The sequence below is a fragment of the Pantoea sp. BJFS-204 genome (assembly GCF_049310725.1).
Classification (GTDB): Bacteria; Pseudomonadota; Gammaproteobacteria; order Enterobacterales; family Enterobacteriaceae; genus Pantoea; species Pantoea agglomerans.
In genome coordinates this window covers 341,863-355,466 of the sequence record NZ_JBMOWE010000003.1, presented here as the reverse complement: position 1 = coordinate 355,466, position 13,604 = coordinate 341,863, and the positions used below count along the sequence as shown (strand labels likewise).

General features: G+C 56.3%; 16 protein-coding genes and 1 other RNA gene. 4 read left to right on the top strand and 13 right to left on the bottom strand.

All coding sequences use genetic code 11. The annotated features are described in order from the left end of the window. Positions 1-47: 47 nt before the first annotated feature. Complete coding sequence (locus ACO6VX_RS12725) at positions 48-1,970, top strand: BglG family transcription antiterminator (protein WP_422458167.1); 1,923 nt, start codon at positions 48-50, stop codon at positions 1,968-1,970. 9 nt (positions 1,971-1,979) lie between these two features. Here the strand turns inward: ACO6VX_RS12725 and ACO6VX_RS12720 are convergent, their stop codons facing one another. Beyond that, positions 1,980-2,879, bottom strand: a complete 900-nt coding sequence (locus ACO6VX_RS12720) for a LysR family transcriptional regulator (protein ID WP_010256496.1) — start codon at positions 2,877-2,879, stop codon at positions 1,980-1,982. 129 nt (positions 2,880-3,008) lie between these two features. Here ACO6VX_RS12720 and ACO6VX_RS12715 point away from each other — a divergent pair, with 129 nt between their 5' ends. Further along, positions 3,009-3,713 (top strand): pirin family protein, encoded by a 705-nt coding sequence (locus ACO6VX_RS12715; RefSeq protein ID WP_010256500.1) that lies wholly within the window; start codon positions 3,009-3,011, stop codon positions 3,711-3,713. A 52-nt stretch (positions 3,714-3,765) separates the two neighbouring features. On the opposite strand, the gene dolP is transcribed toward ACO6VX_RS12715, so the two are convergent. Genes dolP through ACO6VX_RS12695 form a run of 4 tightly spaced genes read right to left on the bottom strand, consistent with a single transcriptional unit; the run spans position 3,766 to position 7,332 of the window. Beyond that, positions 3,766-4,338: a division/outer membrane stress-associated lipid-binding lipoprotein gene (gene dolP, locus ACO6VX_RS12710; protein ID WP_003855537.1), complete on the bottom strand. Its 573-nt coding sequence runs from the start codon at positions 4,336-4,338 to the stop codon at positions 3,766-3,768. A 14-nt stretch (positions 4,339-4,352) separates the two neighbouring features. After that, entirely contained in the window at positions 4,353-4,940 is a 588-nt protein-coding gene (diaA, locus tag ACO6VX_RS12705; protein ID WP_010256507.1) for a DnaA initiator-associating protein DiaA, read from the bottom strand. Positions 4,941-4,954: 14 nt separating this feature from the next. Further along, the gene (locus ACO6VX_RS12700; protein WP_187494971.1) at positions 4,955-5,350 is read right to left on the bottom strand and encodes a YraN family protein; all 396 of its coding nucleotides are present in this window, start codon (positions 5,348-5,350) and stop codon (positions 4,955-4,957) included. Beyond that, entirely contained in the window at positions 5,308-7,332 is a 2,025-nt protein-coding gene (locus ACO6VX_RS12695) for a penicillin-binding protein activator (protein ID WP_422458166.1), read from the bottom strand. The genes ACO6VX_RS12700 and ACO6VX_RS12695 overlap by 43 nt, the downstream gene beginning before the upstream one ends. Before the next feature lie 62 nt (positions 7,333-7,394). On the opposite strand from ACO6VX_RS12695, the gene rsmI reads away from it, so the two are divergent. After that, on the top strand, positions 7,395-8,261 hold the full coding sequence (gene rsmI / locus ACO6VX_RS12690; RefSeq protein WP_010256516.1) for a 16S rRNA (cytidine(1402)-2'-O)-methyltransferase: 867 nt from the start codon (positions 7,395-7,397) through the stop codon (positions 8,259-8,261). A 33-nt stretch (positions 8,262-8,294) separates the two neighbouring features. Continuing rightward, positions 8,295-8,673, top strand: an RNA gene (rnpB, locus tag ACO6VX_RS12685) — RNase P RNA component class A. Between the two features lie 484 nt (positions 8,674-9,157). Here rnpB and ACO6VX_RS12680 read toward each other — a convergent pair. The 8 genes from ACO6VX_RS12680 to ACO6VX_RS12645 form a co-directional block, all read right to left on the bottom strand. Further along, a complete protein-coding gene (locus ACO6VX_RS12680; protein ID WP_010256519.1) occupies positions 9,158-10,132 on the bottom strand; it encodes a glutathione S-transferase family protein in 975 nt (324 codons plus the stop codon). A 76-nt stretch (positions 10,133-10,208) separates the two neighbouring features. Then, positions 10,209-10,622, bottom strand: a complete 414-nt coding sequence (locus ACO6VX_RS12675) for a DoxX family protein (protein ID WP_010256522.1) — start codon at positions 10,620-10,622, stop codon at positions 10,209-10,211. Between the two features lie 202 nt (positions 10,623-10,824). Next, entirely contained in the window at positions 10,825-11,109 is a 285-nt protein-coding gene (locus ACO6VX_RS12670; RefSeq protein ID WP_010256526.1) for a YqjK-like family protein, read from the bottom strand. Next, positions 11,109-11,504, bottom strand: a complete 396-nt coding sequence (locus tag ACO6VX_RS12665; protein ID WP_010256529.1) for a phage holin family protein — start codon at positions 11,502-11,504, stop codon at positions 11,109-11,111. The genes ACO6VX_RS12670 and ACO6VX_RS12665 overlap by 1 nt, the downstream gene beginning before the upstream one ends. A gap of 2 nt (positions 11,505-11,506) precedes the next feature. Continuing rightward, entirely contained in the window at positions 11,507-11,812 is a 306-nt protein-coding gene (locus ACO6VX_RS12660; RefSeq protein ID WP_010256532.1) for a DUF883 family protein, read from the bottom strand. Positions 11,813-11,847: 35 nt separating this feature from the next. Continuing rightward, positions 11,848-12,222, bottom strand: a complete 375-nt coding sequence (locus ACO6VX_RS12655) for a DUF1090 domain-containing protein (protein ID WP_010256536.1) — start codon at positions 12,220-12,222, stop codon at positions 11,848-11,850. A gap of 194 nt (positions 12,223-12,416) precedes the next feature. Continuing rightward, on the bottom strand, positions 12,417-12,764 hold the full coding sequence (mzrA, locus tag ACO6VX_RS12650) for an EnvZ/OmpR regulon moderator MzrA (protein ID WP_010256540.1): 348 nt from the start codon (positions 12,762-12,764) through the stop codon (positions 12,417-12,419). Next, the gene (locus ACO6VX_RS12645) at positions 12,764-13,438 is read right to left on the bottom strand and encodes a DedA family protein (RefSeq protein WP_422458165.1); all 675 of its coding nucleotides are present in this window, start codon (positions 13,436-13,438) and stop codon (positions 12,764-12,766) included. Before ACO6VX_RS12645 ends, mzrA begins: the two co-directional genes overlap by 1 nt. Positions 13,439-13,604 lie beyond the last annotated feature (166 nt).

The following is a 13,604-nucleotide window of genomic DNA, read 5'->3' as shown; positions in this document are numbered from 1 at the left end:
TCCGTAGGCTGATGTTCCCTATTTCTGTCTGCAAACAGGTAACGCTTGTGAGATTTCCCAATCAGCGCCTTGCGCAACTGTTCGATGCCATGCAAAACGAAACGCTGCCTCAGGATGAGCTGGCGCGGCGTTTCGCCGTCTCGACACGCACCGTGCGTACCGATATCACGGCGCTGAATGCGCTGCTGGCAGAACATGGCGCGCAGTTTGTCCTCAATCGCGGCGCGGGCTATCAGCTGAAGATTGAGGATGCTCAGCGCTTTCAGCATCTGCAACAGCATACCGCGTCGCCGCTGCGGGTACCGCGCACCTCGCCGGATCGGGTTCGCTACCTGCTGACCCGCTTTCTTACCGCCGCTTATTCCCTGAAACTTGAAGAGCTGGCAGAGGAGTGGTTTGTCAGCCGCGCGACCCTGCAGAATGATATGGCGGAGGTGCGCGAATGGCTGGGGCGCTATCACCTCACCATTGAGAGCAAGCCACATTACGGCATGAAGCTGTTTGGCAGCGAAGTGGCAATTCGTACCTGCCTGACCGACCTGTTATGGCAAATTGATCAGGCGCAGCCCGAGAGCCCGCTGCTGACTATCGAAGCGCTGAACAGCGGCATGCTGGAGACGCTGCGCCCGCTGCTGCAAAGCTGTTTTGCTCAGCACAATATTCGGCTCAGCGATGAGGGTGAACGCTATCTGCGGCTTTACTGCGCCGTGGCGGTGCGGCGCATCAGCGAAGGCTATCCGCTTAACGATCCGGGTGCAGAGGAGATTGGTGATGAGGTGCGTGAAGCGGCCCATCACCTGATTAATCTGATGCGTCCGCTGGTCAGCAAACCGATTTCACCGGCGGAAGAGAACTGGCTGCGGGTCAATATCGCCGCGCGACGCATTCAGGCGATTGCTCCCAGCGCCATCAATGCTGATGACGCCGACGTGCTGGTGGATTATCTGCTCAGCTTTATCAACACCCATTACAACTTCAATCTGCAAAACGATCAGCAGCTGCGTGCTGACCTGCTCACCCACATCAAAACCATGATTACGCGGGTGCGCTATCAGATTCATATTCCCAACCCGCTGCTCAGCAACATCAAACAGCACTATCCCATGGCCTATGATGTCACCTTAGCGGCGGTGACCAGCTGGGGAAAATATACCCCTTACGTGATCACCGAGAATGAGATTGGCTTTCTGGTGCTGCATATCGGTGTCGGGCTGGAGCGCCACTATGACGTCGGTTATCAGCGTCATCCGCAGGTGCTGCTGGTTTGCGACAGCGGTAACTCTACGCTGCGAATGATTGAGGCGATGCTGCTGCGCAAATATCCGCAGTTGCAGGTCACGGCCCGCCTGTCCCAGCGCGAGTATGAGGCGCGCAGCCGCATCGACGAAGATTTTGTTATCTCTACCATCCGGCTCAGCGAAAAAGAGAAACCGGTAGTGGTAATGTCGCCGTTTCCCACCGGTTTTCAGCTGGAACAGATTGGCAAGTTGGTGCTGGTGGACCGTACCCGGCCCTATATGCTGGCGAAATTTTTTGATGCCCAGCACTTTCATATCGTCGACAGGCCGATGACCCAGTCTGAACTGTTTCGCCAGCTGTGCGATCAACTGGAGGCGGAGGGATTTGTGGATGCGGCGTTCTATCCGTCGGTTGAAGAGCGCGAAGCGATTGTCAGCACCATGCTCGGCGAAGGCATTGCGCTGCCGCACTCGCTGGGGCTGCTGGCAAAGAAAACCGTGGTTTACACCGTGCTGGCACCGCACGGCATCGCCTGGGGAGACGATACTGCCTATGTCATTTTCCTGCTGGCGATCAGCAAAAGTGAATATGAAGAGGCGATGGCGATATACGATCTGTTTGTGACGTTCCTGCGTGAAAGGGCGATGACCCGCCTGCGGGACAGCACCGATTTCACCCGCTTCAGGGCAGTGGCGATGGATTGCCTGAGCCGCTCGTGGCCCTCGCCCTGAATCAGCGCTTTAGTTTTTCTTCGCCAGCAGGCGCGGGATCTCACGCAGGCACCAGGATTTGGCTTCGCCCATGCTGTCACGCCGCCACGCCATAATAATATCGACCTCACGGGTATATTCCGGACTCACCACCCGCAGACGGCCTTCCGCAATATCCTGTTCTACCAGTGAATAGGGCATGGTCGCCACGCCCAGGCCAGCCAGCAGCGCACGTCGCTTATCGTCCATGCTGCTCACGGTCAGGCGCTGCTGCTTATCCAGTAACTGCACGGTCAGCACCGGACGCTCACGCGCGGTATCTGCGACCGCAATGCCACGGTATTTCACCCGCGTCACTTCAGACTGAGGTTCAGGCTCGTTATGAATCGGGTGATCAGCACTGGCGACGTAGACGCTCATCATGGTGTAGAGCTTGCGGGTATTGATCTCGGTGGAGGCGCGGAAGTGCATATCGGGGGCGATCACGATATCGGCCCGGCCCTGTTCCAGCCGTTCCCACGCGCCTGCCAGCACTTCCGTCACCAGTGAAAATTGCGTATTGGCCTTGTCGGCCAGTCGCGTCACCAGCGGAAACAGCGCATCAACAGGTACCAGTGCTTCGGTGACGATGGTCAGATGGGTTTCCCAGCCACGTGCCAGCGCTTCCGCATCGGTGGTGAGCTTATCGGCTGCTTCCAGCAGCACCCGGCCACGCTCCAGCAGCATGCGTCCCACGTTAGTAAATTTGGTACGGTGACCTGAACGGTCAAACAGCACCACATCCAGCTCCTCTTCCAGCTTTTGCATGGTGTAGCTGAGGGCGGAAGGGACGCGTCCCAGTTCATCCGCCGCCGCGGCAAAACTGCCACGCCGATCAATCGCATCCATAACGCGTAAAGATTCAAGGGTTAACGCACGCTCTTTAGCCATCCCGGTTCTCTGTCAGGAAATTTGAACATGCCCGGCAGATTAACTGGCTAACAATCCGGCGTCCAGACTTTTACCATGGGAGCATATAGTCCGTGGCCGATCCTCGTCACCGGATGCTGGAGGTAAACAATGATAACGACACGCAGTGCGTCCGCATGTGGTCAGGCCGATTTCGGCTGGTTACAGGCGCGCTACAGTTTCTCTTTTGGCCACTATTTTGATCCCAAACTGATGGGGTACGCGTCGCTGCGCGTACTGAACCAGGAAGTGCTGGCGCCGGGTGCTGCTTTTCAGCCGCGCACCTATCCACAGGTTGATGTGCTGAACATCGTGCTGCAGGGTGAAGCTGAATACCGCGACAGCGAAGGCAACACGATCAGCGTGCGGGAAGGGGAGGCGCTACTGCTCTCTGCTCAGCCGGGCGTGAGTTACACCGAAATGAACCTGAGCAAAGATCGACCGCTGACACGCATGCAGCTCTGGCTGGCCGCCTGTCCGGAGCGCGAAAATCCACGGATGCAGAAAATCGCCCTGACGGATGGCCGGTTGTCCCAGCTGATCGCCTCGCCGGATGGCATGGACGACAGTCTGCAACTGCGTCAGCAGGTGTGGATTCATCAGGTCGAGCTGGCACCAGGCGAAAAGCATTCGCTGCGGTTACAGGGGCCGCGTGCCTATCTGCAGTCGATTCACGGTTCGCTGGAAGCGATGTCCGGCACGGATCATCAGGAGAAGCTGGGCTGTGGCGATGGTGCATTTTTGCAGGAAGAGAAGCTGTTGCAACTGACGGCGAAAACCGCGACCCGCGCGCTGGTCATCGACATTCCCGTCTGAACATCGGGCATTAAAAAAGGCGGCCATGGCCGCCTTTTTTGCGTTTTGCGTATTACTTCAGCATGGTGAAGGCCGTGGTGACGTGCTTCACGCCACTGACGCGGCTGGCGACATCAGCCGCTGCCTGCGCTTCCTGCGGTGTCACCAGACCCAGCAGGAACACTTCGCCATTCTCCGTCGTCACCTTCACGTTGGAGGATTTCACCTGATCGCTGCCCAGCAGCTGCGAGCGGATTTTGGTGGTAATCCAGGTGTCTGACGATGTGGTGCCCAGCGTCACTTTCTGGCCGATACGGATCTCGTTATAGACCTCGGTTGCGCCATCAACGCCCATGGTGATCTGTTTGGCACGATTGGCGATCTCCTGTGAAGGCGCCTGACCGGTCAGCAACACTTTGCCCTGATAGGCGGTGGCGACAACGCGCGCATCGGTTTTAATCTGCTGATCTTTTGCCAGCGCGTTAGTCACGCGTAGCTCCAGCGTACCGTCGTCAACCTGCGTACCCACTGAACGGGGATCGGTGGCCGTTTTGGTGGCAACGGCTGCGCCGCCCGCCACAACCGCAACACAGCCCTGCAGCAGCATGGCGGTTAACAGAATAGCTATAGCATTCAATGCTTTCATTCGTGCTCCTTCGGTCATTCCTGATGGGGAAAGAGAGTGTTATCGATCAGATCACATAAGCAATTAACGGTGAGCATATGCATCTCCTGAATACGGGCGCTGCGGTGCGACGGAATGCGGATCTCCACATCCTGCGGACCCAGCAGTCCGGCGAGCTCTCCGCCATCATACCCGGTAAGCGCAACGATAGTCATATCGCGTGTTACCGCCGCTTCCACGGCCTTAACGATGTCACGGGTGTTGCCACGGGTTGAGATAGCCAGTAACACATCGCCTGCGTGTCCCAGAGCGCGCACCTGCTTGGCATAGATCTCATCGTGCAGGCGGTCATTACCAATCGCGGTCAGCATCACATTGTCGGCGCTCAACGCCAGCGCCGGTAAGCTTGGGCGTTCGGTCTCGAAACGGTTGATCATGCTGGCGGCGAAGTGCTGTGCATTGGCGGATGAGGCACCGTTGCCACAGCTCAGGATTTTATTGCCATTCAGTAACGACTGCACCAGCGTCATAGCGGCGCGGGAGATGGCATCGGGCAACGCTTCGGCTGCGGCAATCTGAGTTTGAATACTTTCGGTAAAACACGCTTTAATTCTGTCCTGCACACGACCACCTGGTTCTAAACGTCTGCATTAAAGGCATTCGGCAGCCACTCGAGCGCCGTGCCGGTAATGGCGATGATGTCGAAACGGCAATTCACTGTTTCAAAACTGCCGCCGCGTTGCGCCAGCCAGAGAGCGGCAGCGCGCAGCAGCTTTTGTTGTTTATTCCGGGTTACGCTGGCGAGCGCGCCACCATAACGCGCATCGCGTCGGTAGCGAACTTCAACAAACACCCAACAGTGCCCGTCACGCATTATCAGGTCAAGTTCACCATTGCGAAAGTGAACATTACTGGCGACCCATATCAGGCCAGCCTGCTCCAGATAGCGCCGGGCATCTTCTTCATGCCTGGCGCCAGTCTGACGCCGATTTAGTTGGCCGGTGCTATTTCGCCCCGACGATACTGGTTCCATGTCAACTTCCTGTTGATCACACAATCCGTGTCGGCGCTGAGCTTGCCGGTATTGCCGTCCAGCGTAAAGCCAGGTGACTGACGCATCTGGTTAAAGTGATTCGCCAGCGTCCAGGCATCCATTCCCATGGCATAGAGACGCACCAGCGAATAGTCATTATTGAATGACTTTGATGTCTGCTGCATCAGGCCAGGATTGCTGCCGGAGAGCAGCGGAATATCGCTGAACTGCAGGCCATCCATTTCCAGACGGAAGTCCGGGCCGGCACCGGCTTGCGCGCTGCGCGAACTGGCGTAGAGCGAGATATTGCTACGACTGCCGGTGCGCATGGTAATCATCGGTTTGATCAGCTGCAGTTCGTCCTGCGTTGAAACGATATAGACCGCATCGACACCGCCGCCGCTGCTGGTGCTGACCACATCTGGCGTGTTCTGCTGCGGTGCCGGGATAGTCAGGCCCGCAATCGTAACACCCTGCGGCTCGGCAGGTGCAGCGTTCACCGGCGTACCGGATAAGCTGATGCCCGCGCCGCTGTTAATGCCCTGTTTCAGCTCTGAGGTCGAACCAAAGCGCTGCTGCATCACGGTGCTGCCACCCAGCGTCTGCCACTCCTGAGCAAAGGCGTTGGTGACGCGATCGCCCAGTCCACTGCTCGGAACCAGCAACAGCGGCTGGCGTTTGCCCTGATCCCAGATATGGTGCGCCGCATCGCGCGCTTCGTCTTCAGGAGAAAGCGCAAAGTAGCAAATATTCGGATGGTTCTGGATCTTTTCCGGCTCGTTGAGCGCCAGCACATTCAGTGGCGTCTGGCTGTTGGCGACCTTCTCAACGTTGCTCTTCAGCAGCGGGCCGACCACGATGGTGGCACCATCCTGCTGTGCCTGCTGCATCACCTGTTCAATCGGCTGGCTGCTGGTGTCATAGACCTTGATCTGTGCGTTGCTGGCCGGTTCCGCGGCAGCAGGCTGTGATTGAGGCTGTGGCGTCGCGTCGGCAGGCTGTTGCTGCTGCGGCGCGCTGATTGGATCGGTGGAAGAACCAGCAGCGGCAGCGGGTTGGGTGCTGGCAGTTGCATCAGCAGCGGCGGGCTGAGCTGCCGCAGGCTGAGCGACCGGCGCGGAGATGCCATTCTTCGCATCATTAAAGCCTTTCTGAATCGCGTTGGCGAACACCTGAGCCTGGCCATTCAGCGGCAGCAGCAGCGCGATGATGCTGGTTGAAGCTTTGGTGTAGTTCTGCATCTGGCTCAGCTGCGTCGGCAGCGTTTTGGCCGCCGGGTTCTGCGGATAGCGGGTCTGCCAGTCTTTGATGCCTGACTTGAGCATCTCAGCATCCTGCGTGTTGGCGCGCCAGACCGCGAGCAGATCCAGCCAGCCCTGCAGCACATTTTCATCGGCATTGATGACCAGGTTGCTGACTTCCTGCGGCGACATCTGGGTCAGTGTCTGCCAGGTGGCGTCGATATTGCCCTGATGATCGGTGCCTTTCAGCAGCGGCTCCTGGGCAATATAGTTGCGCAGCAGCGAGAGTGAAGGGCGACCCTGTGCGCTGGCGATCTGCAGGCTGTAGTAACGCGCCAGCTGATCCTGCGACAGTGCGCCGGTTTTCACTGCCGCTAACAGCGGTTCGGCGTCTTTGATCTTCTGCTGTGCAATCAGCAATTGCGCTTTTAGCAGCAGGGATTCCTGTTGCTGCGTCTCAGAGAGCTGCTGCGGCAACTGGCTCAGTTGCTGAGTCGCCTCAGGATACTTTCCTTCCTTCAACAGGGCGCGGATTGCAAGTAATTGCCAGTCGGTCTTGCTATCATCGCTGCTTTGCTGCGCTTGCTGCAGATAGTAAGCGGAGCTGGCTGTGACGGGCCCCTGAATATTGACGGTTGAGGTTTGCGGCCCCTGACCGCTACATGCGGCTAAAATCAGCCCAGCAAGAATGACAGGCAGAAAGCGTCCTGCTTTATGACGAACGACTTTTGAAGGAAGCATACTGTATCCAGTGATGTTTTTTTCAAGATGCTCAATATTAAATCGGCAATTCGGATGAAACAATGAAACAACTCGATCGGGCAGAGATTTCTGCCAGCACGCTCTACATCGTTCCAACCCCGATTGGTAATTTGGGTGATATCACCCAGCGGGCGCTGACGGTGCTTTCGAGCGTCGATCTGGTCGCTGCGGAAGATACACGTCATACCGGACTGTTGCTACAACATTTCGCCATCAATGCGCGACTCTTCTCACTTCATGACCACAACGAGCAGCACAAGGCTGAACTGCTGCTGACGAAGCTGCAGGAGGGTCAAAGCATAGCCTTAGTTTCTGATGCTGGCACGCCGCTGATCAACGATCCGGGCTACCATCTGGTGCGTCGCTGCCGTGAAGCGGGCATTCGTGTGGTGCCGCTGCCGGGCGCCTGTGCTGCCATTGCTGCATTAAGTGCCGCAGGACTGCCATCCGATCGTTTCTGTTACGAAGGGTTTCTGCCCGCGAAAACCAAAGGCCGTTGCGACGCCCTGCGGGCGCTGGTGCAGGAGCCGCGCACGCTGATTTTCTATGAGTCGACCCACCGTCTGATCGACAGCCTGCAGGATATGGTGAGTGAGCTGGGTGCCGAACGCTACGTGGTGCTGGCGCGCGAGCTGACCAAAACCTGGGAGTCGATCTACGGTGCACCGGTCGGCGAGCTGCTGGCGTGGGTAAAAGAAGATGAGAATCGTCGCAAAGGCGAGATGGTGCTGATTGTCGAAGGTTACAAGACCGATGATGAAGATGCGTTACCGGCCGATGCGCTGCGTACGCTGGCGCTGCTGCAAAAAGAGCTGCCGTTGAAACGCGCGGCTGCGCTGACCGCTGAGATCCACAGCGTGAAGAAAAATGCGCTTTATAAGTATGCGCTGGAGCAGCAAGAGGCGTGACAAACGCCGGCGAATGTCCTATTATCCCGCGCCGAAGCTGACCAGACAGTCGCCGCTTTGTCGTCGTCCTCACTTGTGGGGAGACGGGCAGAGGGGAGGAAAGTCCGGGCTCCATAGGGCAGGGTGCCAGGTAACGCCTGGGAGGCGCAAGCCTACGACCAGTGCAACAGAGAGCAAACCGCCGATGGCCCAGAAATGGGATCAGGTAAGGGTGAAAGGGTGCGGTAAGAGCGCACCGCGCGACTGGCAACAGTTCGTGGCACGGTAAACTCCACCCGGAGCAAGGCCAAATAGGGGTTCACAAGGTACGGCCCGTACTGAACCCGGGTAGGCTGCTTGAGCCAGTGAGCGATTGCTGGCCTAGATGAATGACTGTCCACGACAGAACCCGGCTTAACGGTCAGCTTCGACTTTTTATCAAAAACCCCGCTTCGGCGGGGTTTTTGCTTTGTGACGCGCGGTGACAGGATGAATGACTGCCCACGACGCTTTCTATGAAAAGAACGCGGCTTAACGGTCAGCTTCGACTTTTTATCAAAAACCCCGCTTCGGCGGGGTTTTTGCTTTGTGACGTGCGGTGACAGGATGAATGACTGCCCACGACGCTTTCTATGAAAAGAACGCGGCTTAACGGTCAGCTTCGACTTTTTATCAAAAACCCCGCTTCGGCGGGGTTTTTGCTTTGTGACGCGCGGTGGTTTGAAGGTCAGCGGTGAGATCGCGCCTGCAAAGGAAACAGGGTCAGATCGGAAAGTCGCAAAATCCGTCATCCCTGACATGCTCGGCCCGCGCCATCCCTGGCGCGGGACGCTTTCCTCTTCTGACCCTGTTCCCTTCGCGTTTAGATTGTCATTGCGGTCAGATTGTATCTGCTCCCTGCGCGATATGCAGGCAGCTTAACCGCGGCCGTGCGGCTCGTCCCAGTCAAACGCCGGGCCCAGCGAAATGACGCCATTCGGATTGATGGTCTTGTGGCTGCAATAGTAGTGATGACGAATATGCGGCAGATTAACCGTCTCTGCGATACCAGGCATCTGATAGATATCACGCAGGAAACCACTCAGGTTTCTGTAGTCACTAATGCGATGGCGATCGCATTTAAAGTGGGTCACATAGACCGGATCAAATCGCACCAGTGTGGTCCACAACCGCAGATCCGCTTCGGTCAGTTGATCGCCGGTGAGATAGCGATGCTGGCCTAAAATCTGCTCCAGCCGCGACAGCGAATGGAACAGCGCAGTGACTGCCTCGTCGTAAGCGGACTGAGAAGTGGCAAAGCCCGCTTTGTAAACGCCGTTGTTCACGGTGTCGTAGATCCAGCTATTCAGTTCATCAATCTTTTCGTGCAGAGCAACAGGATAATAATCCCCGGCACGGGCACCGACAGCATCAAACGCACTGTTGAACATGCGGATGATATCGGCAGACTCATTGCTGACGATGGTGTTCTGCTGCTTGTCCCACAATACCGGCACGGTTACACGGCCACTGTATTGCGGATCGGCGTGCAGATAGAGCTGATAGAGGAACTCATTCTGGTAGAGCTTATCGCCGGTCGCATCCTGAAAACTATCATCGAACGTCCAGCCATTCTCCAGCATCAGCGGATGCACTACGGAGACATCGATCATGCTATCCAGGCCCTTCAGCTGACGCATCAGCAGCGTGCGGTGCGCCCAGGGGCAGGCCAGCGAGACATAAAGATGATAGCGGTCGCGTTCGGCGACAAATCCCGCTTTACCCACCGGGCCAGCACTGCCATCCGCGGTAACCCAGTTGCGGAAAGCCGACTCTGAACGCTTGAAGCGTCCGCCGGTAGATTTGGTGTCGTACCAGGTGTCATGCCAGACACCGTCAATTAACTGTCCCATAATGGCTCCAATGCAAACAGGGCGGGGAAATGTCCCCGCCCTGCTAAGTATATGTGGCATTACGCTTTATGTGAGATTAGCGCGCAATCGCTGGCTGTGTTTTTCTTTTGCTGATCAGGCGATCAATGCTGTATGCACCAGGACCCACCAGACCTAACACCAGGAAACCACCGGCGATAGAGAGGTTCTTCATGAACATCAGCTGGTTCACGCCTTCGGCAAAGTTACTGTGGAACAGAAACGCGGTCAGGATGGTGAAGCCTGCAGTAAACAGGGCAGTGAAACGGGTCAGGAAACCAAACAGGATAGCCAGACCGCCGCCAAACTCCAGCAGGATAACCAGCGGCAGCATAAAGCCCGGGACGCCCATTGCTTCCATATATTGCTGAGTGCCTGCATAACCGGTGATTTTGCCCCAGCCAGCCGTAATGAACAGGATTGGCATCAGGATGCGAGCCAGTAACAAACCAACGTCTTCGAATTTTTTCATCATTTACTCCAGCGCTATCAGGGATGCAGGGCAAGCTGCCCGCAAGGTTTATGCCCGCTGAAAGCAGTATTGCGTTCATTGGGTTGATAGCTGGAGATGATAGTCGCGGAGTGGAAAGGTTGTAAGCGAGATATACTGTCAGTGTTTTTCAGAAATTCTGATGAAGAAAAGCCGGCCTTTTCAGGACCGGCTTTTAGCAAAATTAACGCGGTGGCAGAGCGGACTTGATCATGCGCCAGGTACTCCAGGCGCCGAATCCCCGTTTTACCCAGCGTAACAGCATGTTGGGACTGCGAACGGAGTAGATAGCCAGCGCACTGCTGCCAATGGCCAGGTAGCGGCGTAAGCTGAGGAAGGTGAACCAGCCGCGATCGTAATGGGCGGTGCCTTCCAGCCAGTCACGCCGCGCAGCGCTTAAATCCAGCCGCTGCTGCTGCACATGCTTAAGCAGTTCATGGATGCGTTCTTCACGCTCGCGGCGGCTCATCAGCGCTGGTCCTCAAGTAAATCCCGGTCTGTTTCCAGCTCCTTGCGCGTGTGGCGCAACAGCGTGGACTGACGTGATTTGTGAAGCGTCCAGAGCCCCAGAATAACCGCCAGCAGTAGCAGCGTGCCGGTCGTGATGCCAATGGCCATCAGACGGTACTGCGCATCCACTGCCCAGATAATCAGAACCATCAGGCTCATCAGACCAAATGCAGTGAACAGCATTGTCAGGCCAACCATCAACAGCAGCTGAATCAGGTTAGCTTTCTCGTGCTCCAGTTCCACCACTGCCAGACGAACGCGTGTCTCGACCATGCCAACCAGCGTGGTAACAATGCGCTGGCCGATGTTAATGACCCCTTTAGCCGGGCCGTGGTTATGCTGTGAGTCAGCCATAATTATCGACGCGAAATGAGCATGCCCAGTGCGACGCCAATCGCTGCACCGATACCCACACCATGCCATGGATTTTCACGCACGTAGCCTTCGGCTTTTTGCGCCGCTTCGCGGGTGGTCGCAGCAATGCGCTCGCTTGATTCGCCCAGACGTTCACGTGAGCTATCCAGCGCCACACGCGCTTTATTGCGAAGTTTATCCAGCTCGCCTTTGGATTTTTCAGTGCTGCTGCTCAGCACCTCTTCCAGGGTATCGGCCAGGTTTTTCAGTTCAGCACGCAAATGTTCCGATGATGTGTCTTTAGACATAAAATACTCCTTTAACATCAGTTGGTTAGTTCCGATTAATAGGGCTCCGCCTGTAACTTTTTCAGCTCCCGGCGCGCTTCATCCAGTTTTTGTTGTCGCTTAGCAATCTTCTCCTTGTCATGGCCCTCTTCACGCTCTTCCCTGAGTGCGTGCTCACGCTCAGCAACTTTCTGCTTCTGAGCGTTAATTCTTTCCAGATGGGCGGCCTCGAGCTTTTTGTCGCTGCAATCGGCCCGGACTTCGGTCAGCGCGCGCTCCAGACCGTTAACCCGGCGCTGGTTGTTATGCTTCTGCGCCATCCCGATTTCACGCTGAATATCCTGCTCTTTCTGCTCACACAGCGATTCTGCCGCCAGCAGCGAACCCGACAGCGAAAACAGCGCGACTCCCAGTAGTACTTGATATTTCATTGGTCCTGGACCCTTCCATTGCGACCTGATCCATCATCACCCGTGTAATCATATGGCTGCGGGTGCTAAGAATCGACTCTCGCTTAAGCATAGACACCCATAGTAAAAAGTTCAAAGAAGACCGGGAGATAGAGCGCCTTTCAGACCGCCGAGCGATGGCGCGTCGGTCTGAAAAGGAGAGGGGAGTCGGGGAATTACGCCAGTGAGAGGTGCTGAGAGTGATCGTGCTGCGCCACAATAAAGCCCTGTGGCAGCAGACGGCGTAACACCTTCTGGGCCGCCAGGCTCTGCTCTTCGCTATCAAAATGGATGATCAGTGCATCACCCGCAGGCGTAATGCTTTTGATACGAATACCCTGCGCACTTAATTGCTGGTAGAGATAAAAACCATCGGGCAGGGTGGCGCCAGCATGGGAAACCCGAATCTGCACCACCGTCTCGTGCTTCATCAGACCGGGGACCACACAAAGCGCGACCAGCGCAAAGACGCCAGCGATCAACCACGGTAACCACCGTTTAGGAATAGCCTGCAGCAGTTTCATTACTCGGCTTTCCCGTTCTGATTCGCCTGACGTTTACGCCATATCACCACCAGCGATCCCACCAGACCAAACACCAGCAGCGCCAGCGGCAGCATCATCAGGAAGAACATCATCTCATCTTCATAACGACGGAAAATCGGGGTTTTACCCAGCGCGAAGCCGATAACGGTCAGAATCACCACCCACAGGAACGCACTTACCCAGTTGAAGAACTGAAAGCGGGCATTACCGAGGCCTGATAATCCGGCGATGGTAGGCAGCAGAGTACGCACAAACGCGATAAAGCGACCAATCAGCAGGGCAGATAAGCCGTGACGATGGAACATGCTGTGCGCGCGCAGATGATACTGGGCAGGAAGATGGGAGAGCCATTTCTGTACCGTGGGCGTGTTACCCAGCCAGCGGCCCTGTAAGTAGCTCACCCAGCAGCCAAGACTGGCACCGGTCGTTAACACCAGAATCGTCAGGGGGAAGCTCATGGTGCCTTTAGCAATCAGTACGCCGACCAGAATCAGCAGACTGTCACCCGGCAGAAATGCAGCGGGAAGAAGGCCATTTTCTAAAAACAAAATCATAAACAGCACGCCGTAAATGGCCCATACCAGCGTGGGATCGGAGAGGGTTTCGTAGTCCTGCTGCCAGAGGGCATGCAGCAACGATTGCAAAATATCCATCAATTCATTCCTGAACATCATTGTTAAACATGTCCCACAGGGACTTAAACGCAGACCGGCATTTCGTTATAAATTTTAGGAGCGCAGCCTGGGCGGGATTTTCCGGATCCTTCCAGAATTGATTGTTAAATCAGCGACTTTATAACCCCCAGTCGCAAAGGGTAAT

Bases quoted from the DNA above. Each gene is read 5' to 3' on its own strand.
- ACO6VX_RS12720 (WP_010256496.1), bottom strand. From the start codon at position 2,879: ATGGCTAAAGAGCGTGCGTTAACCCTTGAATCTTTACGCGTTATGGAT.
- ACO6VX_RS12715 (WP_010256500.1), top strand. From the start codon at position 3,009: ATGATAACGACACGCAGTGCGTCCGCATGTGGTCAGGCCGATTTCGGC.
- dolP (WP_003855537.1), bottom strand. From the start codon at position 4,338: ATGAAAGCATTGAATGCTATAGCTATTCTGTTAACCGCCATGCTGCTG.
- ACO6VX_RS12700 (WP_187494971.1), bottom strand. From the start codon at position 5,350: ATGGAACCAGTATCGTCGGGGCGAAATAGCACCGGCCAACTAAATCGG.
- ACO6VX_RS12695 (WP_422458166.1), bottom strand. From the start codon at position 7,332: ATGCTTCCTTCAAAAGTCGTTCGTCATAAAGCAGGACGCTTTCTGCCT.
- rsmI (WP_010256516.1), top strand. From the start codon at position 7,395: ATGAAACAACTCGATCGGGCAGAGATTTCTGCCAGCACGCTCTACATC.
- ACO6VX_RS12680 (WP_010256519.1), bottom strand. From the start codon at position 10,132: ATGGGACAGTTAATTGACGGTGTCTGGCATGACACCTGGTACGACACC.
- ACO6VX_RS12675 (WP_010256522.1), bottom strand. From the start codon at position 10,622: ATGAAAAAATTCGAAGACGTTGGTTTGTTACTGGCTCGCATCCTGATG.
- ACO6VX_RS12670 (WP_010256526.1), bottom strand. From the start codon at position 11,109: ATGAGCCGCCGCGAGCGTGAAGAACGCATCCATGAACTGCTTAAGCAT.
- ACO6VX_RS12665 (WP_010256529.1), bottom strand. From the start codon at position 11,504: ATGGCTGACTCACAGCATAACCACGGCCCGGCTAAAGGGGTCATTAAC.
- ACO6VX_RS12660 (WP_010256532.1), bottom strand. From the start codon at position 11,812: ATGTCTAAAGACACATCATCGGAACATTTGCGTGCTGAACTGAAAAAC.
- ACO6VX_RS12655 (WP_010256536.1), bottom strand. From the start codon at position 12,222: ATGAAATATCAAGTACTACTGGGAGTCGCGCTGTTTTCGCTGTCGGGT.
- mzrA (WP_010256540.1), bottom strand. From the start codon at position 12,764: ATGAAACTGCTGCAGGCTATTCCTAAACGGTGGTTACCGTGGTTGATC.
- ACO6VX_RS12645 (WP_422458165.1), bottom strand. From the start codon at position 13,438: ATGGATATTTTGCAATCGTTGCTGCATGCCCTCTGGCAGCAGGACTAC.